Genomic DNA, 19258 nt, shown 5'->3' with positions numbered 1-19258 from the left:
AGAGAAAGGCACACCATAGGGAGTCCGCGTGTCAACGCGCTGCGGAAAATTGTTTCATTCTCGTTTCCTTTTGCGGTGTAAATTTTCAGTCCCCTTGGGGCTGCCGTGATGCGGCACCCCCGAGGGGACGATGAGGCATCCTACGGGGCGGTCAGTGGCAGCCGCCGGAGCCGCAGCACGAACCCCCCGCCTGCGGCAGCAGCTCGATCGTGCCCGCCAGCTCGTAACCGGCCTCCACCACCGCCGCGTCGATCAGCTCGCGCTCGATCGGCGCCTCGCTCGTGACGGTCACGGCCTTGGCCGCCAGGTCCACCTGGACCCCGCTGACGCCCGCGACCTTGCCGACCTCCTCGGTCACGGCGCTCACGCAGTGGCCGCAGGTCATGCCCTCAACCTGGTACGTCGTGACGGTCATGCCTCGCTCCTTCACTTCTTGATCCTTGGCCGCCCACTATACCCCCTAGGGGTAAAGGTGCATACTACGGGCACGCCCGGAAAGGGGGAAGGGAAGCACTCAACCCAAGGGAGGTCACATGTTGGACGGCAAGACCATCGCGTTCCTCGTCGCGCCCGAGGGAGTGGAGCAGGTGGAGCTCACGGAGCCGTGGAAGGCGGTCAAGCAGGCCGGCGGCACGCCCAAGCTGGTCTCCACCAAGCAGGGCCAGATCCAGGCGTTCCACCACCTGGACAAAGGCGACCGGTTCGCCGTGGACGCCACGGTGGAGGACGCCGACCCGGCCTCGTTCGACGGCCTCGTGCTCCCCGGAGGCGTCGCGAACCCCGACTACCTGCGGATGGACCCGCAGGCCGTCCGGTTCGCCCGCGCGTTCTTCGACCTGGGCAAGCCCGTGGCCGCCATCTGCCACGCGCCCTGGACGCTGATCGAGGCGGACGTCGTGCGCGGCCGTACCATCACGTCCTGGCCGAGCCTGCAGACCGACCTGCGCAACGCGGGGGCGACGTGGGCGGACCAGGAGGTCGTGATCTGCACGTCAGGGCCGAACACCCTGGTCAGCAGCCGCAAGCCGGACGATCTCAAGGCCTTCTGCCAGGCCGCTACCGACGCGTTCGCGGAGTAGCCGCGCCCTGGAGCAGGGTCTCGGCGAGGCCCTTGACCGCGGACTTGAGCCGCGCCACGCCGCCGTCCGCCATGACGTGCCGGGCCAGGTCGGCGTCGAAGGAGCCCAGCAGCGCATGGGCGGCGAACTCCGCGTCCAGGCCGCCGTCGCCCTCCGGCCGGGCCTCGGCGACCAGGGCGGTCACGTGCGCGTGCCAGCGCAGGTAGGTCGGATCGCCGTACTTGTCCTCGGCGCAGGCCCGCTCGTGCGCGGCGAAGAGCGCGAGGTTCCGCTCGGCCAGCTCGGACAGCTCGTCCAGGAAGGCCAGCAGCCGGTCCACGGGCGGCGTGCCGGGCCCGAGCGCGGAGCCGGGCGTCTCGATGGCCAGCGCCAGCGCGGCGGCCCGCTCGGCGAGCAGCTCCTGGAACAGCCCGGTACGGCTGCCGAAGCGGCGGAACAGCGTCCCCTTGCCGACCCCCGCCGCCGCGGCCACCCGGTCGAGGGAGATGTGCTCGGCGCCGTGGGCGGCGAGCAGCTCCTCCGTGGCCCGCAGGATCGCCTCCCGATTACGGGTCGCGTCTGACCGCACCGACCTTACCTCCTCTTGCAAGCGGACCGTCGGTCCTCATACTATCCCTGCCATCGAAGCGGACCGACAGTCCGCATCCTGATGCCAGGGAGGATGAGCATGCGCGCTTTGGTCGTGGGCCCAGGAGCCGAGGGACGCTTGGTGGAGGTGCCCGAACCCGCGCCGGAGCCCGGGCAGGCGCTCGTCGAGGTCCGTCACGCGTCCGTCAACTTCAGCGACCTGCGGCACATGGGCCGCCTGCCGGAAGGCACCGTGCTCGGCTACGACGCCGCCGGCGTCGTCCTGCGCGCCGCCGAGGACGGCACGGGACCGCGCGAGGGGGCGCGGGTGGCGGCGTTCGGGGCGGGCGCGTGGGCCGAGCGGGCGGCGTTCGACACCGGCTCGCTCGCGGTGGTGCCCGACGGGGTGGACCTGGTACAGGCCGCGGCGCTCCCGATGGCCGGCCTCACGGCACTGCGTTCCCTGCGGGCCGCCGGACCCGCGCCGGGCTCGCGCGTCCTGGTCACCGGGGCGTCGGGGGCCGTGGGACGGCTGGCCGTGCAGCTGGCCAGGCGCGCGGGCGCCCACGTCATCGCCTCCGTCAGCAGGCCGGAACGCGCGGAGCGACTGGCGGCCGGCCTCGAAGCTCCCGTCGAGATCGCGGTGGGCCTGGACGGCGTCGAACCGGTCGACGTCGTGATCGAGACGGTCGGCGGTCCGGCGCTTGTCGCCGCCTGGGCCCTGCTGAAGCCCGGCGGCAACCTCCAGAGCGTCGGCTGGGCCTCCGGACAGCCCGCCGTCTTCCCCCCGAACTCGACCTTCTCCCTGGGCCGGGCCAGGTCGCTCAACTCCTTCGGCGACGTGACGGCCCCCGCCGACGACCTCGCCCACCTGCTCGCCCTCGTGGCCGCGGGCGACCTTTTCCTCGAAATCGGCCTGACCGGCTCGTGGGAGGACCTGGACGACGCGAAGGCCGCCCAGCTCGGCGGTTCCGTCACCGGGAAGATCGTCCTGAAGGTTGGCCGAACACCCTGACGAGCCCGAAACCCATCTGTAACGCCTTGTCCTGACGAAGGAAATGGTCTAGATGTAGTCCAAATGGAGCGTCCTCCGCGCCCCCCAGGGAGACCTCAATGACCACTGAAGAGGATTCCAGGCGACTCGCCGAGCTCGGCTACAAGCAGGAGCTGGCCCGCACCTGGAGCGGTTTCTCCAACTTCGCCATCTCCTTCTCGATCATCTCCATCCTCGCCGGCTGCTTCACCACCTTCGGACAGGCCTGGAACTACGGCGGCCCGATCGCCATCTCCTGGGGCTGGCCGCTGATCTCCGCGTTCATCCTGATCATCGGTTTCTGCATGTCGGAGCTGGTGTCGGCGTACCCGACGGCGGGCGGCATCTACTGGTGGGCCGCCACGCTGGGCAAGCCGATCCACGGCTGGTTCACCGGCTGGCTCAACCTGATCGGCCTCATCGCCGTCACCGCGTCGGTCGACTACGGCTGCGCCACGTTCCTCAACACCACGATCAAGCTGCTCACCGACGGCGCGTGGGAAGCCACGCTGTCACAGGCGTTCCTGCTGTTCGTGATCATCCTCGTGGCCCACGCGCTGATCAACATCTACAGCCACAAGCTCATCTCGCTGCTGCAGAACGTCTCGGTCTGGTGGCACGTCGCGGGCGCCGCGATCGTGGTCGGGATCCTGATCTTCGCGCCCGACCACCACCAGTCGCTCGGCTTCGTCTTCGGCGGCACGAACAACAACTCCGGCTTCAGCTCCGGCTCCGACGGGCTGTCGTTCTGGTTCTACGTGCTGCCGCTCGGCTTCCTGCTCACCCAGTACACGATCACCGGCTTCGACGCCTGCGCGCACGTGTCGGAGGAGACCCAGGGCGCAGCCAGGACCGCCGCCCGCGGGCTGTGGCAGTCGATCTTCTACTCGGCGATCGGCGGCTGGATCCTGCTGCTGTCGTTCCTGTTCGCGGCCACGAACGTGGACGAGATCAACAAACAAGGCGGGTTCGTCGGGGCCATCTTCGAGACCGCGCTCTCCGCCCCGCTGGCCACGGCGGTCTTCGCGATCTCCACGATCGGCCAGTTCTTCTGCGGGATGAGCTGCGTAACCTCGATGTCGCGCATGACGTACGCGTTCTCCCGCGACCGCGGCGTGCCCGGCTGGCGGCTGTGGTCGAAGGTGGACCGCAACCGCACCCCGGTCAACGCGATCATCGGCGGCTGCGTCGTGGCCGCCCTGATCACCCTGCCCGCCCTCTACGCGCCTCCCGGACTGACCACGCCGGTCGCGTTCTTGGCCGTCGTGTCGATCGCGGTCGTCGGCCTCTATCTGGCCTTCCTCATCCCGATCTGGCTCCGGCTCCGCGCGGGCGACGCCTTCAAGCCGGGCCCGTGGACGCTCGGCCGCAAGTACAAGGTCCTCTGCTGGATCGCCTGCGTCGAGATCGTCGTCGTCTCGATCTACTTCATCCTGCCGATCTCGCCAGCCGGGGTCCCCGGCGACAAGACCTTCACCTGGACCTCGGTCAACTACGCCCCGATCGCGGTCGGGGTGGTGCTGATCGGCATCGCCCTGTGGTGGACGCTGTCGGCCAAGCACTGGTTCACCGGCCCCCGCCGCACGGTCGACGAGGTCCCGATCTCCTGACCCGGCACGCGGGTACGGCCACCGCGGCCGTACCCGCCGCTCAGGAGGCTTCGAAGGCGGCGGCCACGACCGTGCGGACCTCGTCCATCGAGGCCGTGCCCAGCTCGCGCTTGAGCGAGGTCATGTCCACGTCGGGCATCCCGCAGGCGACCGCCCAGTTCCACGGCTCCAGGTCGCCGTCCACGTTGAGCGCGAACCCGTGGCTCGTGACGCCCCGGCTCTGCCGCATGCCGATCGAGATGATCTTGCGGCTGGTCTCGGTGGTCCAGACGCCGGTCAGCAGCTCCGAGCCCGGCGGCGTGTCACGGCGCTCTGCGGGCAGCCCCAGCTTGCCCAGCGCCTCCACCAGCCGCAGCTCCACCTCACGCACGTAGTCGACGATGCCCTGGTCCTCGGCGAGCTTGACGATCAGGTAGCCGACGAGCTGGCCCGGCCCGTGGTAGGTGAGCTGGCCCCCGCGCCCGGTCTCCATGACGGGGATGCCCCGATCGGGGGCGGGCAGGTGGGACATCGGCGTACGGCGCCCGATCGTGTAGACCGACGGGTGGCTGAGCAGCCACAGCGTGTCCGGCCGCTCGTCCCGCTGGCGCTGCCCGACGAGGTCGGTCATGCGCTCCATCGCGGCGTCGTAGTCGACGAGATCGTCCTGGACGAGTGTCAGCGGCCTTGCCCTCATCCTTCGAGGATAAGCCGCATCCCGGGCATCGGCGCACGCAGCCCCGAGCCGCCCGGAAACGTGGTCTTGTAACCCTTTTCCGGTTTCTCACCAAGCAGGGGCGTGAACCGACGAAGGGAGCTTGGCCGGTGCGTCTCAAACAGCCGAAGATCGCCACGGACCCCGTGGCGTTCGAGGCCTTCTACCGGCGGCACGTCGACGCGGTCACCCGGTTCCTCGCCCGCCGCGTCGAGGATCCGCACACGGTCGCGGATCTGGTCGCAGAGGTCTTCGTGGCGGTGCTGGACTCGGCCCACACCTACCGGGCCGACCTCGGCACCGAGATCGCCTGGCTGTACGGCGTGGCGCGCAAGACCATCTCGGCCGAACGGCGGCGGGCGTACAAGCAGTACCAGCTGACCGACCGGGTGAGCGGGCGGCGGCCGCTGGACACCGACGACGTCGCCCGGCTCGAGGAGCGCATCGACGCGGAGCAGCCTGCCCGGCGGGCCTTCGAGGCCATGGCCGGCCTGCCCGAGGGGGAACGCGCCGTGCTGGAGCTGGTCGTCATCGACCAGCTCACGGTCACCGAAGCGGCGCACGCCCTCGGCATCCGGCCGGGGACCGCCAAGGTACGCCTGCACCGCGCCCGCCAGACGCTGCGAAACCTGCCCTTCGTCATGGATGGAGCACCAGGATGAGATTCGAGGAGCAACTGCTGATGGAGCTGAAAGCAGAGATCGGCGCGCGGACCGAACGGCGTCGCCGCGTCACCCGCCGGCTGCTCGCCGGTGGCGCGGTGGCCGGGCTGGCCGCCGCCGCGGCGATCGCGGTCCCCCTGCTGACCGGGGCGGAGACGCCCGCGTACGCCGTCACCAAGCAGGGCGACGGCACGATCCGGGTCGAGATCAACGAGTTCAGGGACGCCGACAAGCTGGAGCAGGACCTGAAGGAGGCGGGCGTCACCGCCGACGTCACCTACCTCAAGCCCAGGACGACGTGCGCCCCGGGAAGAGGCGAACCCGTCGGAGGCGAGCCCGCCAACGCTGAGGAGTGGCGCAACTCCGTCTCCTACAAGGCCGCCCGCCCCCGGACTTCCGGGGTGGACATCAGTCCCCAGTACGTCGGCGCGGGCCAGACTCTGGTGCTGGAGTTCGCCGAGAAGCCGTACTGGAAGCTGAAGGCTCAGGTGATCACCGGCCAGGTCAAGCCCTGTACCGAGATCGACGACCCGAGCTGGGGCGACCAGGACGGCTCAGGGGGGCAGCCGCCCATGGGGGACTAGTGACTGGTCGAGCAGGCCGTCCGCCCATCCGTGGCGGGCGGCCCGCCGGCGCCTGTGCCGGACGTCACGCCGCCGAGCGGTAACCCTTCGGCTCCTCCGGGACGAGGATCCACATGGCGACGTAGACGACCCACAGCGGCCCGGGGATGAGCGAGAGCAGCAGCCACAGGATCCGGACGAGAGTGGGCGGCAGGCCCATCTTGTCGGCGAGACCGCCGCAGACGCCGGCCAGAATCCTGTGCTCTCGTGAGCGGTACATGATGTTTCCTCCGTGTGTGACGACCTACCTGTTCAACGGGCAGCCAGGCCGACGGACTCCCGTCAGGAACCCTGAGAAAACCCTGTAAGGGTCAGCCATTCATGTGCCATGCCCAGATGTCGGCTGGTCAGTCCCCGTACCGGGTCCACGTGGACGAGCAGGAAGTCATCCAGACCCTGATGCACCCTGAGATACTCCTCGTCCTCCGCCCACACCTGGTCGTCGAACCAGACGAACGGCCGCCGGCCCACGTACCGGGCCACGTGCGGCGTCTTGAACATCTCCCCGCGCTCCGAGACCACGTCCGGGTTCACGGGGATGACGGGCAGCGAGGGCAGGCCGATCCTGGGAGCGATCCATTCGTTGGCGTGCTGCTCCCAGGTCGTCGCCCAGACCAGCTCGGAGCCGGTCGCCAGGGCCAGGTCGAGGAGCCTGCGGCCGTGGCGCGGGTTGAGGTGCACGGTGTAGACCTCGCTGTCGATCGTGCACCGGTAACGCCGGAAGTCGGGAGTGGGCCGGCCCATGGGGTTGAGCACGCCGTCCACGTCCAGCAGCAGCAGTGGTTTCATCCGGCCCGGTACTCCTGCGGGCTGACGCCCCGTACCCGCTTGAAGGCCGCGCTGAGCGCGAACGGGCTCCCGTACCCCACCTTCCTGGCCACCGAGCCGATCGTCGCGTCCGGCTCCCGCAGCAGGTCGGCGGCCAGCGCCAGGCGCCAGTCCGTGAGGAAGGACATCGGCGGCTCGCCGACCAGCTCGGTGAAGCGCCTGGCCAGCGACGCCCTGGACACGCCCACCTCGGCGGCCAGGGCCGCGACCGTCCACGGGTGCGCCGGGTTGTTCTGCAGCAGGCGCATGGCCCGGCCCACCACCGGGTCGCCCATCGCGCGGTACCAGCCGGGCGCCTCGTTCGCGTGGGTGGCGAACCACGAGCGCAGCACCGCGATGAGCAGCAGGTCGAGCAGCCGGTCGAGGACCGCCTCCTGGCCCGGCTCGTCCTTGACGATCTCGGCGCCGAGCAGCGAGCTGATCGGGTCTCCCGGCTGGGTGAGCAGCTGCGGCAGCGCGTCCAGCAGCCGCCGGCTGACCTCGCCCTCCAGGTTGTACGTGCCGGTGAGCAGCACGGTGCCCCCCGACGGGTCGTTGCCCCACGTGCGCACGCCCATGGACATGGTGTCGTAGGGCGACTCGCCGTCGATCGTCTTGCACTCCTGGCCCGGAAGGATGGCGACCTGCGGCGTGAGGCCGGGCTCCGAGGCCACCGTGTACGGCTCCGGCCCCCGGGCGATCGCGACCTCCCCCGGCGACAGCCGCACGGGCTCGCCCGAGTCGAACGCGATCCACGACTCCCCGCGCACCTGCGCGATCAACGACAGCGGGGCCTCGTCCTGGATGCGCATCGACCAGGGCGGATCCAGGATCGAGCGGAGCAGGAAGGCGCCACGAGCCCGCGGGCCGTCCAGTAGCGCCGCCAGCTGATCCATGGGCTAGACGATCGCATATGCCATTGCGCTTCTCAACCATGGAGAGTCTTATGGGTATGGCGGCTTACTAGATATATGACGATTCTGGTTCTGGGCGGCACGGGCAAGACCGGCCGCCGTGTGGTTGACCGCCTCAACGCTCTCGGCCTGCCCGTGCGGATCGGGTCCCGCCCTCTCTTCGACTGGCAGGACCGCTCCACGTGGCCGAAGGCCCTCGACGGCGTGACGGCCGTCTATCTCGCCTATGTGCCCGATCTGGCCTTCCCCGGCGCGTACGAGGACGTCAAGGCGTTCACCGAGCTGGCCGTGAGCGGCGGCGTGCGGCGGCTGGTCCTGCTGTCCGGGCGGGGCGAGCCGGAGGCGGAGGCCAGCGAGCGGACCGTGCGGGAGTCCGGGGCCGAGTGGACGATCGTCCGCTGCAGCTGGTTCATGCAGAACTTCAGCGAGGGCTTCTTCTACGACCAGGTGCTCGAAGGCGTCATCGCGCTGCCGGTCGCCGACGTGCCCGAGCCGTTCGTGGACGTGAACGACATCGCGGACGTGGCCGCCGCCGCGCTCAGCCGGGACGGCCACGCGGGCAGGCTCTACGAGCTCACCGGGCCGCGGCTGCTGACGTTCGCGCAGGCGGCCGGGGAACTGTCCGGGGCCACCGGCAGGGAGATCTCGTTCGTGCAGGTGACGCCGGAGGAGTACGTGACCGCGGCCGTCAAGAACGGCGTGCCCCAGGAGGAGGCCGAGGGCCTGGCCGCGCTGTTCACCGGCATCCTGGACGGCCGCAACGCCTCCGTGTCGGACGGCGTGCGGCAGGCGCTCGGCCGCCCGGCCCGCGACTTCACCGACTACGCCGAGGCCGCCGCCGCGATGTGGCAGCGCCTGTGAGGTCTCATCCGTACTCGCGGTCGGGGTAGCCGGGACTCTGTACGCTACGCGAGCAACTCACCGGCCCCGGCATCCGCTAGCCTCACCCTCGTCACTCCCGCGTTCTCGGAAGGTTGTCGTCGTGATCGGCTGGCTAGAAGCGGTGGTTCTGGGGTTGGTCCAGGGGCTCACGGAGTTCCTGCCGATCTCCTCCAGCGCCCACATCCGGGTGGTCTCCGCCTTCGCCGGCTGGCAGGACCCAGGGGCGGCGTTCACCGCCGTCATCCAGATCGGCACCGAGCTGGCCGTGCTGATCTACTTCCGCAAGGAGATCTGGGAGATCATCTCCACCTGGACCAGATCCCTGTTCAACAAGGACCTGCGCGGTCACTGGGCCGCCCGCATGGGGTGGTACATCATCGTCGGCTCGCTGCCGATCGTGGTGCTCGGCGTGACGTTCAAGGACCAGATCGAGACCGTCTTCCGCGACCTGCGCCTGGTGGGCACCACGCTGGTCGTCTTCGCCGTCCTCCTCTGGTTCGCCGACCGCACCGCCCGCAACAAGCTGACGCTGGAGAAGCACCTCAGCTTCACCCACGCCATCGTGTACGGCTTCGCCCAGGCGCTCGCCCTGATCCCGGGCGTGTCCCGCTCGGGCGGCACCACGACCGCGGGCCTGCTGCTCGACTACCGCCGCGAGGACGCCGCCAAATACTCGTTCCTGCTGGCCATCCCCGCCGTGCTGGGCTCGGGCGTCTACGAGCTGAGCGAGATCGGCGAGGGCCCGGCCCCCGAGTGGGGGCCGACGATCCTGGCCACGGTCATCTCGTTCGTCGTCGGATACCTGGCCGTGGCCTGGTTCCTGCGTTACATCAGCACCCACCGCTTCACCGGCTTCGTGATCTACCGGATCATCCTGGGCTTCTTCCTCATCCTCGCGGTCACCGCGGGCTGGATCCCGGCCCTAGGCTGACACGAGGGCCGGAGCCGGATAGTACGCCGCCCACGCCTCGTCGCCCATGCGCAGGATCTTCAACCCGGTCCAGCCCAGGGCGACGACGGGCAGGATCCAGAACACCACGGTCAGGGGCCCGTACGGGACGGGGAACGAGGCGACGTAGCCGACGAAGACGAGCAGCGGCACCCACCAGCCGACGAAGCCCGCCCGCCACACGGCCGCGGTCAGCAACGGCAGGCCGAGGACGGCGAAGAAGATCCACGGCATCTGGAAACCGATGACGACCCCGGGCAGGTTCAGCATCTCGTCGAGGATCCGCTGAGCCTCCTCCGGCGAGTGGTGCTGCCCCAGCCACCACTCCACGGGGTCCGTCATCAGCAGCGCGGACACCGAGAGGTAGCCGATCACCGTCATCGCCGTCGCCACGTGGCCGAGCCGCGTGGCCCTGCGCCGGGTGAGATGGGCCAGGCCGAACGCGGCCACGGCCATGAGCATCCAGCTCCAGTGGTAGAGCGCGGACTCGGTCTGGGCCAGCGCGGGGTTCGCGCCGTAACTGACCGCCTCCCGGTCGTCGCCCCAGGTGCCGGGATCGACGACGACGGCGACGGCCTGGAGCAGCGGGGCCACGATGAGCAGTACGCCCGCCGCGATGCGCCGAAAGGTCACCTGGTCGTTCAACATGCCGCCGACGGTAGGCGCCGCGCCCGCCGCCCGTCGTCCGCCTGCGGACCGACCCGGCGTCCCCTACGCGGCGGAGAAGATCACGTCGCCCGGAGGGTCCGGGGATAGCGGCTGCAGAGGGCGAAGACGACGGCGAAGAGGGTCCAGGCGGCGACGTACGCGACGGGGTGGGCCCAGGTGTCGCCGACGAGGTCGCTCAGCGCGGCGCGACCCTCGAAGTAGAGCGCCAGGCCCGCCACCGCGCCGGGGATCGCGCCCCACCAGCGCTGCCACCACACCTCGTGGACGACCACCTCGAACGCCACGAGGGCGATCGGGCCGAACAGGAGGATCTTCAGGGCGGGCGGCTGGGACAGGAACGCGCTGAGCCCCATGACCGCCACCGCCGAGGCGGCCGTCAGGAGCACCACGGCCCCGAAGGGGGCGGGCTCGTTCCGGGGGTCGACGTCTTCGGACATGATCACCATTCTGGCCGACGGCGCGCTACCCGACGGACACGCCCTCCTTCGGGGAGACCGCCGCCGGGCGGTAGGTGGCCAGCGTGAACAGCAGCGCCACCAGCCCGAACGCGGTGGCCAGCACGGTCACGCCCGTCCTGCCGTACCAGTCGAGCGTCGCGCCGCCGGCCAGCCCGGCCAGGAACAGCCCCACGTACTGGGCGGACGACAGCAGCCCCAGGCCGATCGGCACGTTGTCAGGCACCACGGACACGGTCCTGAACTGCTGCGCGGGGGCCACCAGCCAGCCGAGCGCGCCCCACAGGAACGCCCACACCAGGGCGACGGGCAGGGCCAGGTTCGCGACGGGGATGAGGGCCAGGAACAACGTGCTCGCGCCCAGGGCGAGCAGCACCATCCTGCGCGGCCCGTACAGGTCGGTGAAGCGCCCGCCGAGCTGGTTGCCCACGATGCCGCCGATCCCCCACGCCCACAGCACGGCGGGCAGCGGCAGGTCGATCAGCGACCCGATGTAGGTGTACGCGGTGAACCCCGCAGCGAACAGCAGCAGCTGCGTCATCAGCACCGCCAGCACCTGCCGGTCGCCCAGCGGCGCGAGACGCTCCCGCAGCCGCCCCGACGTCGGGATCCTGACGGCCGGCACCACCGTCGCGACCCAGGCGAACCCGACCACGCCCAGCCCCGCCACCAGCCACAGCGTGGACCGCCAGCCCGAGACCGAGCCCAGCCAGGTGCCCAGGGGCACGCCGATCGCGTTCGCGACCGTCATCCCGCCCATCACCAGCGCGAGCGCCCGGCCGCGCCGCTCGGGCTCGGTCAGCGCGTTCGCCACGCCCGACGCGGTCGGCGTGAACATCGCCGCCCCCGCCGCCGCGACCACCCGCGTGGCCATGACCAGCGGGTACGTCGGAGCCAGCGCGGTCAGGACGTTGCCCAGCACGAACACGCCGAGGGCCACCAGCAGCAGGGTCCTGCGCGACAGGCGGGCGGTCAGGGCGGCGAGAATCGGCGACAGCACCGCGTACGCCAGCGCGAAGACGGTCATGAGCTGCCCCGCCGCGGAGGACGAGATCCCCAGGTCCTTCGAGATGGGCGGTAGGAGCCCGGCGGTCACGAACATGCCCGTACCGATGGCGAAATTTCCGACAGCAAGCGGGTAGAGCCGCGAAGTCATGGAGCCTCCAGGCAAAAGTTGGACACGCATCAAACTGACCTATAGTTGGATTGTTGTCAAACAATAAAACGAAGGTAGGGTTTGACCATGCGCCTGCTACCTCACCCGGCGACGGAGGACATCCAGCTCACAGAGGTCCTGCGGGCGCTGTCCGACCCCGTCCGCCTGGAGATCGTCGTCCGGCTCGCCCTGAGCGGCGTGATGAACTGCGGCGAGGCGGGCGACGACCTGGGCGTGCACAAGTCGACGGCCTCGCACCACTACCGGACGCTGCGCGAGGCGGGCGTGGTCATCACCAAGCAGGAGGGACGGCTGAAGTTCATGAGCCTGCGCCGCGACGACCTCGAGTCCCGCTTCCCCGGCCTGCTCGACTCGGTCCTCTCCGCGGCCGGGATCCCGAGCGCCGCCCTGGGCCCGAGCGCCGACGTCCCCGCCCAGCGTTGATGCGCCACGACTCGCTGCCCATCCGGCACGTCCTGCCCGAGCTGCTCGCCGCGCTCGACCGGCACGGCAGCGCGGTGCTCACGGCCCCGCCCGGCACGGGCAAGACCACGGTCGTGCCGCTGGCGTTGGCCGAGGCGGGCATGCGGGTGCTGGTCGCCGAGCCGCGGCGGCTGGCCGTGCGCGCGGCGGCCAGGCGGATGGGCGTGAGCTACACGATCAGGGGCGAGCGCCACACGGGCGCCAACCCGATGGTCGAGGTCGTCACCACCGGCGTCCTGCTCCAGCGCCTCCAGCGGGACCAGGAGCTGGCCGGGGTGGACGCGGTGGTGCTCGACGAGTGCCACGAGCGGCACCTGGACGCGGACACCTCGCTGGCGTTCCTCCTGGACGTACGCGACACGCTCCGGCCCGACCTGCGCCTGCTGGCCACGTCGGCGACCGCCGACGCCGAGCCGTGGTCCCGGCTGATCGGCGGCCCGATCGTCGCGGCCACCGGCGCCGCGTACCCCGTCGAAACGGTGTGGGCCCCGCCGGCCCGCCCGGTCGCCCCGCCGCACGGCCTCCGCGTCGACCCCGCGCTCCTGTCCCACGTCGCCTCGGTGGTCCGCAGGGCGCTGGCCGAGCGGGACGGCGACGTGCTGTGCTTCCTGCCCGGCGTGGCCGAGATCGCCAGGGTCGCCGGGATGCTGGACGGCGTGGAGGTGCTCCAGGTGCACGGGCAGGCCCCGGCCCACGTCCAGGACGCCGTGCTCGCGCCGGGCTCGGCCCGCAGGGTGGTGCTGGCCACGTCGGTCGCCGAGTCGAGCCTGACCGTGCCCGGCGTCCGGGTGGTGGTCGACTCCGGCCTGGCCCGCGAGCCCCGTACCGACCACGCCCGCGGCCTGGGATCCCTCACCACGGTCAGGGTCTCGAAGGCGTCGGCCGGCCAGCGCGAGGGCCGGGCGGGGCGCGAGGAGCGGGGCACGGTCTACCGCTGCTGGTCGGCGGCCGACCACGACCGCCTCGCCGACCACGCGCGGCCGGAGATCGCGCTCGCCGACCTGACGGGGTTCGCGTTGCAGACGGCCTGCTGGGGCGCGCCCGACGCGTCGGGGCTGGCCCTGCTGGACCCGCCGCCGCCCGCTGCGATGTCCGCCGCCACCCGCACCCTGGAGGCGCTGGGCGCGCTGGACCCGGCCTCGCGGGTGACGGAGCGCGGGCGCCGGATGGCGCTCGCGGGCGTGCACCCCCGGCTGGCCAGGGCCCTGCTCGACCTCGGCCCGAGCGCGGCCGAGGTGGTGGCCCTGCTGTCGGAGCAGCTGCCGCGCGACGCGGGCGACGACCTGGTGGAGGTCTGGCGCGCGGCCCGCCGGGGCGGCACCGGCTTCGCCGCCCGCTGGCGCCAGGAGACCAGGCGCCTCCAGCGGGCCGCCGGCACGGGCCGCTCGGACCTGGCCGGCGACGTGCTGGCCGGGACGGCGGTGGCGCTGGCGTTCCCCGAGCGGGTGGCGCGCCGGCGGGGCGGCGGCTACCTCATGGCGTCCGGCACGCAGGCCCAGCTCGCGGCAGGGTCCAGGCTGCACACCGCCGAGTGGCTGGCCATCGCGGTCGCCGACCGGCAGACGGGCTCGGCGTCGGCCCGCATCAGGCAGGCCGTGGAGATCGACGAGAAGACCGCCAGGCTGGCGCACCCCACGACCACCCAGGACGAGATCGCCTGGCACGTCCCTCCGGGCGAGCGCCACGGCGACGTGCTCGCCCGCCGGGTCGAGCGCCTGGGCGCGATCGAGCTGTCCGCCGCCCCGCTCAAGGACGCCGACGTCCGCGAGGCAGTTCTGTACGGCCTCCGTACGGAGCCCGACGTCCTGACCTGGACGAAACAGGCCAAAGACCTGAGAGATCGCCTGGCCTTCTGCCACCGCGCCATCGGCGCCCCGTGGCCCTCGACGGACGCGCTCATCGACCTGGCCGACCAGTGGCTGGAGCCCGAGCTGTCCAGGGCCCGCCGCCGGGCCGACCTGGAGCGCATAGACGTGGCCGCGGCGCTGAAACGCCTGATCCCCTGGAGCGAGCGCCTGGAGCAGGCGGCCCCCGAACGCATCGAGGTCCCCAGCGGCTCCCACATCCGCGTCGACTACTCGGGCGACCGGCCGGTGCTGGCGGTGAAGCTGCAGGAGCTGTTCGGCCGGCAGGAGACGCCCGAGATCTCCGGCGTGCCCGTCGTGGTGCACCTGCTCTCCCCGGCGGGCCGCCCGGTGGCCGTCACCGCGGACCTGGCGTCGTTCTGGCGTGAGGGCTACCGTTCGGTACGCGCGGAGCTCCGCGGCCGCTACCCCAGGCACCCCTGGCCGGAGGACCCGCTGACCGCGCCTCCCACCCGCCGCGCCAAGGAGAGGCGGGCATGACGCTCTCGCCCGCTACGCGTCTGGAGCGAGATCGTCCAGGGTCGGGTTCTCCAGGACCGGGAAGCGCTCGGCCCCCACGCCCACGTCCTTGAACCCGCTCGACGTGGCCACGCACACGACAGGCCCGTCGAAGTCCCGCCCCAGCTTCCGGTATCCGGCCAGCCCTGCCGCGCCCGACAGCTCCTGCCACAGCCCCTGCCCGGCCAGGTCCCGCTGCGCCGCCCGCAGCTCCTCGTCGGTCACCAGCAGGGCCTCGCCGCCGCTGTCGCGCACGGCCACCACCCCGCGGTGCCCGCCGACCTGCCCGGCGATGCCGTACGCGTCGCTGGCCCCCAGCTCGCGGAGCTCGACGATCGCGGCCGGAGCACCGGTGGCCAGCGCCCGCGCGTGGGGGCCGCCGGCCGCCGTCTCGCAGGAGAACATCCGCGGCACGGCGTCGGCCAGCCCCAGCAGCCGCAGCTCCACGAACCCCTTCCACATCCCGTAGAGCAGCTCGGCGTATCCGGTGGGGGTGAAGACGGCCGCGGGCACGCCTCCGAGCTGCAGGAACAGCTCGTAGGCGATCGTCTTGTAGCCCTCGGGCCCGAACGGGTGCCCGGTGTGCGTCACGGTCTGGTTGCTGACCGGGTGGTAGCCGAGCCGGTCGACGACCTCGCGCAGCAGCGGCCAGCGCGCCTCGGCGGGCACGGAGGCGACCTTGGCCCCGTACGCCCGCACGAACGCCTGCACGGCGGGCGGCGAATCCGCCGAGGTCAGCACGATGGCGGGCAGCCCGGCCCGGGCGGCGTAGGCGGCGGCCGAGGCCCCGTGGTTGCCGGACGAGGCCACGACCACGCCGGGCGCGCCCGAGGCGACGGCGGCGCTGACCGCGACCCGGTTGAGGCGGTCCTTGTGCGACCAGGTCGGGTTGCGGGACTCGTCCTTGACGTGGATCCCGTCGAACTCCACCAGCGGCGTCCCGCCCTCTCCCAGCGTGGGCGCCTCCAGCGGCGGCAGCAGCGGCGACCAGCGCGCGAGGTCCGTGCCCGGCTCCTGCTCGAACAGGCGCGGATCCACCCGCCCGTAGTCGTACGTGATCTCCAGCGGATAGGCGATCTCGTCGGTGCTGGTCTTGGGACAACCCCGCGTCAGCGGCGGGAACAGCGGGAACTCGGTCGCGGGGTCACCCAGCGAGCGCTGACGGAGGGCAAGGGAGGGTCCGTTCACGTGTATCGACCCTATCGAGCCGCGCGGCCAGGATGCAGACTCTAGTCATGTTGTGGGCAGGCAGGTCCGCTATCGAGATCGCGACGGCCGTCCGGCGTGGGGACGTCACGGCCACGACCGTCGTCGAGGAGCACCTTCACGCCATCTCGGAGCGGGATTCCAAAGTAGGGGCGTTCCGGCGGATCAGACAGCAGGCCGTGGAGGAGGCGCAGGCCGTACAGAAACGGCGCGACCTGGCGGAGCTGCCGCTGGCCGGCGTGCCGGTGGCGGTGAAGGACAACCTGGAGGTCGCGGGCGAGGCCACCCGCGGCGGGTCCGCGGTCACGGCGGACGCGCCCGCGCCGCAGGACCACGTGACGGTGGCGCGCCTGCGGGCCGCGGGCGCGGTGGTCGTCGGCCTGACGAACCTGCCCGAGTTGGGCCTCGTCGCGCTCGGCGACAGCGCGTACGGCATCGTACGCAACCCCTGGAACCCGGCCAGGACAGCCGGCGGGTCGTCGTCGGGCAGCGCCGCGGCGGTGGCGGCGGGCATGGTGCCGTTGGCGCTGGGCAACGACGGCATGGGCTCGCTGCGCATCCCGGCCGCCTGCTGCGGCGTGCTGGCCGTCAAGCCCGGCACCGGGCTCGTGCCCCCGCCGACCGACCACTGGGACGGGCTGTCGGAGAACGGCCCCCTGGCGACGACCGCGTCCGACCTGGCGCTGGCGCTGTCCGTACTGGCCGCCGACCCGGCGCTGGCCGAGTCCTGGCGCGGCGGCCGGCGGGTCGAGCCGCGGCCGCCCATGCTGCGCTCGGTCTGGGCGGACGACGACGAGATCTGGGAGCCGCAGCCGCCCCAGGACAGCCCCGAGCCGTTCGACCTGCGGGTGGCGTACGCGCCCCAGCCGCTCCCCGCCGGCCTGCCCGTGGACAGGGAGTTCCAGGCCGCGGTGCGCGGGGCGGCGGAGACGCTGCGCCAGGCCGGGCACACGGTGGTCGAGCACCGCGACAGGCTGCCCGCCTGGCTCGGCCCCGCCACGATCGCCACCTGGCTCACCAGGGCCGCCGCGTCGGCCGACGGCCTGGACCGGCGCCGGCTCGAACGCCGCACCCGCGGGCTGGCCCGCGCGGGCCGGGTGCTCGGCGCGCTCAAGCTCGACGGCGTGCGCGGCCGGGAGCGCTGGAGCGGCTACGGGGCCGACCAGTGGTTCGGCGACGCCGACGTGCTGATCACGCCCGCCCTGGCCGCCGTCCCGCCGAAGGCCGAGCGCTGGGGCGAGCGCGGCTTCCTCCGCAACGCGCTGACCAACGTCAGGTACGCCCCCGCCACCGGCCCCTGGAACATGTGCGGCTGGCCCGCCATCACGGTCCCCCTGGCCACGCACTCCACCGCGCTGCCCATCGGCGTCCAGATCGTCGCCCCGCCCGGCGGCGAACCCCACCTCCTCGGCCTGGCCGCCCAGCTCCAGGCCGCCCATCCCCCGGTCAGACCGCCCGGCTTCGCGTTCTGAGCCGCTGAGGGTGCACCTGGCAGGTGTACCTCCAGCGGGGCGCTGGTCGGCGTGCGGGCCGTGCCGCAGCCTGGTCCGCATGAACACGTGAATGGCTCGTGCTCGTCACGCCACCGCCCAGGCCGGCACCTCGGCGAACGACTCGACCATGCGCCTGATGCCGTGCCTGAGCAGCTCCGGCCCCACCGGTGGGCGGGACCGGACGGCGCGGGCCAGGCGGTGCAGGTGGGCCCGCTCGTCGCCGTCCAGCCGCAGCGCGCGGGCGAGCGAGTCGAGCACCTCGTCGGAGACGTTCGGGCTCTGCCCCTGCTCCAGCCGCGTGTAGTAGCCGACGCTCAGGCCCGCCAGCGGCGCCAGCTCCTCCCGGCGCAGCCCCGCCACGCGCCGGTGCCGCACCCCCGGCCCGAGCCCGACGTCCTGCGGCTTGAGCCGGGCGCGCCGGGCCCGGAGGAACTCACCGAGACTCATCGATCCCCTTTCCCGGTGTGCTCCCGTTTGCCGTGCTCAGGCCCCGACCGGGTGCCAGACGGTCTTGGTCTCCAGGAACCGCGTCATCCGGCCGGTCCCCGGGTCGGCCGTCCAGTCCTGCCGGGAGGGGCGCAGGACGCGCTTGAGGTTTTCCGCCGCCGCCTGCTCGCAGCTCAGCGCCAGGTCGGCGTCCTCGACCCCGGTCAGGTCGAGCCCGTTGACGTCCATGTGCGCCGCCAGCCAGGGCGCCAGCTCGGCCTGGTGCCCGGTGAGGACGTTCACCACGCCCCCGGGCAGGTCGGACGTGGCCAGGACCTCCGCCAGCGTGATCGACGCGAGCGGCGCGCGCTCGGACGCCACGACGACGCACGTGTTGCCGGTCACGATCACGGGCGCGACCACCGACACCAGCCCGAGCAGCGGATCGGCGGGCGCGATCACGGCCACCACGCCGGTCGGCTCGGGCGAGGACAGGTTGAAGTACGGGCCCGCGACCGGGTTGGCCGCGCCGTGCACGGCGGCGATCTTGTCGGACCACCCCGCGTACCAGACGAGCCGGTCGATCGCGGCGTCCACCTGCTCCAGCGCCGCCTTCTTGCCGCCGCCGAGCTCCTCGGCGAACTGCGCGCGCCGCCCCTCCAGCATCTCGGCGACGCGGTAGAGGATCTGCCCCCGGTTGTAGGCGGTGGCGCCCGACCAGCCGGGGAACGCCTTGCGGGCGGCCACCACGGCGTCGCGGGCGTCCTTGCGCGAGGCGCGGGAAGCGTTGGCGAGGAATTCGCCCTTGGCCGAGGTCACCGGGTAGGACCTCCCACTCTCCGAGCGCGGGAACGCCCCTCCGATGAACAGCTTGTAGGTCTTTCTGACGGACAACCTACTCATCGCCCCGCCCTCTCCACGTGGACTCCTGCGACATCTGGACCGGCACGAAGACCTGGCCGCACCGGCTCACGCCGCAGCGGTGGGCGTACCAGCCCGTGCGTACGGGCCGCCCGGCCCTGGCGAAGGCGTGACCCCTGGTGGCCTGTGCCCGCCGCCTGGCGCGGCGGGGACGGCGATGCTCACACGTCAAGGTAGGCCTCCAATCCGTGCAAACCGCCCTCGCGGCCGTATCCGGACTCCTTGTAACCGCCGAACGGCGAGGCCGGGTCGAACTTGTTGAACGT

The 19258-nt window shown here is 72.0% G+C and carries 23 protein-coding genes; 10 read left to right on the top strand and 13 right to left on the bottom strand.

The features are described from left to right. Positions 1-151 precede the first annotated feature (151 nt). A complete protein-coding gene (locus ACIBI9_RS63735; RefSeq protein ID WP_397238189.1) occupies positions 152-415 on the bottom strand; it encodes a heavy-metal-associated domain-containing protein in 264 nt (87 codons plus the stop codon). Positions 416-533: 118 nt separating this feature from the next. On the opposite strand from ACIBI9_RS63735, the gene ACIBI9_RS63730 reads away from it, so the two are divergent. Beyond that, positions 534-1079 carry a type 1 glutamine amidotransferase domain-containing protein gene (locus ACIBI9_RS63730; protein WP_397238187.1) on the top strand — a complete coding sequence of 182 codons (546 nt, stop codon included), beginning with the start codon at positions 534-536 and terminating at the stop codon, positions 1077-1079. On the opposite strand, the gene ACIBI9_RS63725 is transcribed toward ACIBI9_RS63730, so the two are convergent. After that, positions 1057-1647, bottom strand: a complete 591-nt coding sequence (locus ACIBI9_RS63725) for a TetR/AcrR family transcriptional regulator (protein ID WP_397238185.1) — start codon at positions 1645-1647, stop codon at positions 1057-1059. The genes ACIBI9_RS63730 and ACIBI9_RS63725 overlap by 23 nt on opposite strands. A gap of 99 nt (positions 1648-1746) precedes the next feature. Between ACIBI9_RS63725 and ACIBI9_RS63720 the strand changes: the two genes are divergently transcribed. Then, positions 1747-2661 carry a zinc-binding dehydrogenase gene (locus ACIBI9_RS63720; protein WP_397238183.1) on the top strand — a complete coding sequence of 305 codons (915 nt, stop codon included), beginning with the start codon at positions 1747-1749 and terminating at the stop codon, positions 2659-2661. Positions 2662-2759: 98 nt separating this feature from the next. Continuing rightward, complete coding sequence (locus tag ACIBI9_RS63715) at positions 2760-4289, top strand: amino acid permease (RefSeq protein ID WP_397238181.1); 1530 nt, start codon at positions 2760-2762, stop codon at positions 4287-4289. 40 nt (positions 4290-4329) lie between these two features. On the opposite strand, the gene lipB is transcribed toward ACIBI9_RS63715, so the two are convergent. Continuing rightward, positions 4330-4965 (bottom strand): lipoyl(octanoyl) transferase LipB, encoded by a 636-nt coding sequence (gene lipB / locus ACIBI9_RS63710; RefSeq protein WP_397238179.1) that lies wholly within the window; start codon positions 4963-4965, stop codon positions 4330-4332. Between the two features lie 128 nt (positions 4966-5093). Here lipB and ACIBI9_RS63705 point away from each other — a divergent pair, with 128 nt between their 5' ends. Then, positions 5094-5645, top strand: a complete 552-nt coding sequence (locus ACIBI9_RS63705) for an RNA polymerase sigma factor (RefSeq protein ID WP_397238177.1) — start codon at positions 5094-5096, stop codon at positions 5643-5645. Then, a complete protein-coding gene (locus ACIBI9_RS63700) occupies positions 5642-6229 on the top strand; it encodes a hypothetical protein (protein ID WP_397238175.1) in 588 nt (195 codons plus the stop codon). The genes ACIBI9_RS63705 and ACIBI9_RS63700 overlap by 4 nt, the downstream gene beginning before the upstream one ends. A gap of 64 nt (positions 6230-6293) precedes the next feature. On the opposite strand, the gene ACIBI9_RS63695 is transcribed toward ACIBI9_RS63700, so the two are convergent. From ACIBI9_RS63695 to ACIBI9_RS63685, 3 genes are all read right to left on the bottom strand, one after another. Further along, the gene (locus ACIBI9_RS63695; protein ID WP_357752737.1) at positions 6294-6488 is read right to left on the bottom strand and encodes a PspC domain-containing protein; all 195 of its coding nucleotides are present in this window, start codon (positions 6486-6488) and stop codon (positions 6294-6296) included. A 62-nt stretch (positions 6489-6550) separates the two neighbouring features. Beyond that, on the bottom strand, positions 6551-7057 hold the full coding sequence (locus tag ACIBI9_RS63690; protein WP_397238173.1) for an HAD domain-containing protein: 507 nt from the start codon (positions 7055-7057) through the stop codon (positions 6551-6553). Then, entirely contained in the window at positions 7054-7971 is a 918-nt protein-coding gene (locus ACIBI9_RS63685) for an AraC family transcriptional regulator (protein ID WP_397238171.1), read from the bottom strand. Before ACIBI9_RS63685 ends, ACIBI9_RS63690 begins: the two co-directional genes overlap by 4 nt. Before the next feature lie 75 nt (positions 7972-8046). Between ACIBI9_RS63685 and ACIBI9_RS63680 the strand changes: the two genes are divergently transcribed. After that, positions 8047-8850, top strand: a complete 804-nt coding sequence (locus ACIBI9_RS63680; protein WP_397238169.1) for an NmrA family transcriptional regulator — start codon at positions 8047-8049, stop codon at positions 8848-8850. 121 nt (positions 8851-8971) lie between these two features. Next, positions 8972-9802, top strand: a complete 831-nt coding sequence (locus tag ACIBI9_RS63675) for an undecaprenyl-diphosphate phosphatase (protein WP_397238167.1) — start codon at positions 8972-8974, stop codon at positions 9800-9802. On the opposite strand, the gene ACIBI9_RS63670 is transcribed toward ACIBI9_RS63675, so the two are convergent. From ACIBI9_RS63670 to ACIBI9_RS63660, 3 genes are all read right to left on the bottom strand, one after another. Further along, on the bottom strand, positions 9794-10468 hold the full coding sequence (locus ACIBI9_RS63670) for a hypothetical protein (RefSeq protein ID WP_397238165.1): 675 nt from the start codon (positions 10466-10468) through the stop codon (positions 9794-9796). The genes ACIBI9_RS63675 and ACIBI9_RS63670 overlap by 9 nt on opposite strands. 80 nt (positions 10469-10548) lie before the next feature. Then, positions 10549-10926 (bottom strand): hypothetical protein, encoded by a 378-nt coding sequence (locus ACIBI9_RS63665; RefSeq protein ID WP_397238163.1) that lies wholly within the window; start codon positions 10924-10926, stop codon positions 10549-10551. 25 nt (positions 10927-10951) lie between these two features. After that, on the bottom strand, positions 10952-12100 hold the full coding sequence (locus ACIBI9_RS63660; protein WP_397238161.1) for an MFS transporter: 1149 nt from the start codon (positions 12098-12100) through the stop codon (positions 10952-10954). 87 nt (positions 12101-12187) lie between these two features. On the opposite strand from ACIBI9_RS63660, the gene ACIBI9_RS63655 reads away from it, so the two are divergent. Next, on the top strand, positions 12188-12544 hold the full coding sequence (locus ACIBI9_RS63655; protein WP_397238159.1) for an ArsR/SmtB family transcription factor: 357 nt from the start codon (positions 12188-12190) through the stop codon (positions 12542-12544). Then, positions 12544-14928, top strand: coding sequence for an ATP-dependent helicase HrpB (gene hrpB, locus ACIBI9_RS63650; protein ID WP_397238157.1), 2385 nt, complete (start codon positions 12544-12546; stop codon positions 14926-14928). The genes ACIBI9_RS63655 and hrpB overlap by 1 nt, the downstream gene beginning before the upstream one ends. Before the next feature lie 12 nt (positions 14929-14940). On the opposite strand, the gene ACIBI9_RS63645 is transcribed toward hrpB, so the two are convergent. Next, positions 14941-16134, bottom strand: a complete 1194-nt coding sequence (locus ACIBI9_RS63645) for a pyridoxal-phosphate dependent enzyme (protein WP_397238155.1) — start codon at positions 16132-16134, stop codon at positions 14941-14943. 47 nt (positions 16135-16181) lie between these two features. Here ACIBI9_RS63645 and ACIBI9_RS63640 point away from each other — a divergent pair, with 47 nt between their 5' ends. Further along, a complete protein-coding gene (locus ACIBI9_RS63640) occupies positions 16182-17624 on the top strand; it encodes an amidase (RefSeq protein ID WP_397238153.1) in 1443 nt (480 codons plus the stop codon). A gap of 105 nt (positions 17625-17729) precedes the next feature. On the opposite strand, the gene ACIBI9_RS63635 is transcribed toward ACIBI9_RS63640, so the two are convergent. From ACIBI9_RS63635 to ACIBI9_RS63625, 3 genes are all read right to left on the bottom strand, one after another. Further along, complete coding sequence (locus ACIBI9_RS63635) at positions 17730-18092, bottom strand: helix-turn-helix domain-containing protein (RefSeq protein ID WP_397238151.1); 363 nt, start codon at positions 18090-18092, stop codon at positions 17730-17732. A gap of 36 nt (positions 18093-18128) precedes the next feature. Further along, entirely contained in the window at positions 18129-18974 is an 846-nt protein-coding gene (locus tag ACIBI9_RS63630; protein WP_397238149.1) for an aldehyde dehydrogenase family protein, read from the bottom strand. Positions 18975-19153: 179 nt separating this feature from the next. After that, positions 19154-19258, bottom strand: a 105-nt coding sequence (locus ACIBI9_RS63625) for an aldehyde dehydrogenase family protein (RefSeq protein WP_350735854.1), incomplete at its 5' end; no start/stop codon positions are given.

This window comes from Nonomuraea sp. NPDC050451, assembly GCF_044458585.1.
The sequence above is the reverse complement of the archived record's forward strand: the minus strand, read 5'-3'. Positions and strand labels throughout refer to the sequence as shown.

What these genes read in the sequence shown, in the direction of transcription:
- ACIBI9_RS63735 (WP_397238189.1), bottom strand. Translation starts at nt 415, where the DNA reads ATGACCGTCACGACGTACCAGGTTGAGGGCATGACCTGCGGCCACTGC.
- ACIBI9_RS63730 (WP_397238187.1), top strand. Translation starts at nt 534, where the DNA reads ATGTTGGACGGCAAGACCATCGCGTTCCTCGTCGCGCCCGAGGGAGTG.
- ACIBI9_RS63720 (WP_397238183.1), top strand. Translation starts at nt 1,747, where the DNA reads ATGCGCGCTTTGGTCGTGGGCCCAGGAGCCGAGGGACGCTTGGTGGAG.
- ACIBI9_RS63715 (WP_397238181.1), top strand. Translation starts at nt 2,760, where the DNA reads ATGACCACTGAAGAGGATTCCAGGCGACTCGCCGAGCTCGGCTACAAG.
- lipB (WP_397238179.1), bottom strand. Translation starts at nt 4,965, where the DNA reads ATGAGGGCAAGGCCGCTGACACTCGTCCAGGACGATCTCGTCGACTAC.
- ACIBI9_RS63700 (WP_397238175.1), top strand. Translation starts at nt 5,642, where the DNA reads ATGAGATTCGAGGAGCAACTGCTGATGGAGCTGAAAGCAGAGATCGGC.
- ACIBI9_RS63695 (WP_357752737.1), bottom strand. Translation starts at nt 6,488, where the DNA reads ATGTACCGCTCACGAGAGCACAGGATTCTGGCCGGCGTCTGCGGCGGT.
- ACIBI9_RS63690 (WP_397238173.1), bottom strand. Translation starts at nt 7,057, where the DNA reads ATGAAACCACTGCTGCTGCTGGACGTGGACGGCGTGCTCAACCCCATG.
- ACIBI9_RS63685 (WP_397238171.1), bottom strand. Translation starts at nt 7,971, where the DNA reads ATGGATCAGCTGGCGGCGCTACTGGACGGCCCGCGGGCTCGTGGCGCC.
- ACIBI9_RS63680 (WP_397238169.1), top strand. Translation starts at nt 8,047, where the DNA reads ATGACGATTCTGGTTCTGGGCGGCACGGGCAAGACCGGCCGCCGTGTG.
- ACIBI9_RS63670 (WP_397238165.1), bottom strand. Translation starts at nt 10,468, where the DNA reads ATGTTGAACGACCAGGTGACCTTTCGGCGCATCGCGGCGGGCGTACTG.
- ACIBI9_RS63665 (WP_397238163.1), bottom strand. Translation starts at nt 10,926, where the DNA reads ATGTCCGAAGACGTCGACCCCCGGAACGAGCCCGCCCCCTTCGGGGCC.
- ACIBI9_RS63660 (WP_397238161.1), bottom strand. Translation starts at nt 12,100, where the DNA reads ATGACTTCGCGGCTCTACCCGCTTGCTGTCGGAAATTTCGCCATCGGT.
- ACIBI9_RS63655 (WP_397238159.1), top strand. Translation starts at nt 12,188, where the DNA reads ATGCGCCTGCTACCTCACCCGGCGACGGAGGACATCCAGCTCACAGAG.
- hrpB (WP_397238157.1), top strand. Translation starts at nt 12,544, where the DNA reads ATGCGCCACGACTCGCTGCCCATCCGGCACGTCCTGCCCGAGCTGCTC.
- ACIBI9_RS63640 (WP_397238153.1), top strand. Translation starts at nt 16,182, where the DNA reads ATGTTGTGGGCAGGCAGGTCCGCTATCGAGATCGCGACGGCCGTCCGG.
- ACIBI9_RS63635 (WP_397238151.1), bottom strand. Translation starts at nt 18,092, where the DNA reads ATGAGTCTCGGTGAGTTCCTCCGGGCCCGGCGCGCCCGGCTCAAGCCG.
- ACIBI9_RS63630 (WP_397238149.1), bottom strand. Translation starts at nt 18,974, where the DNA reads ATGAGTAGGTTGTCCGTCAGAAAGACCTACAAGCTGTTCATCGGAGGG.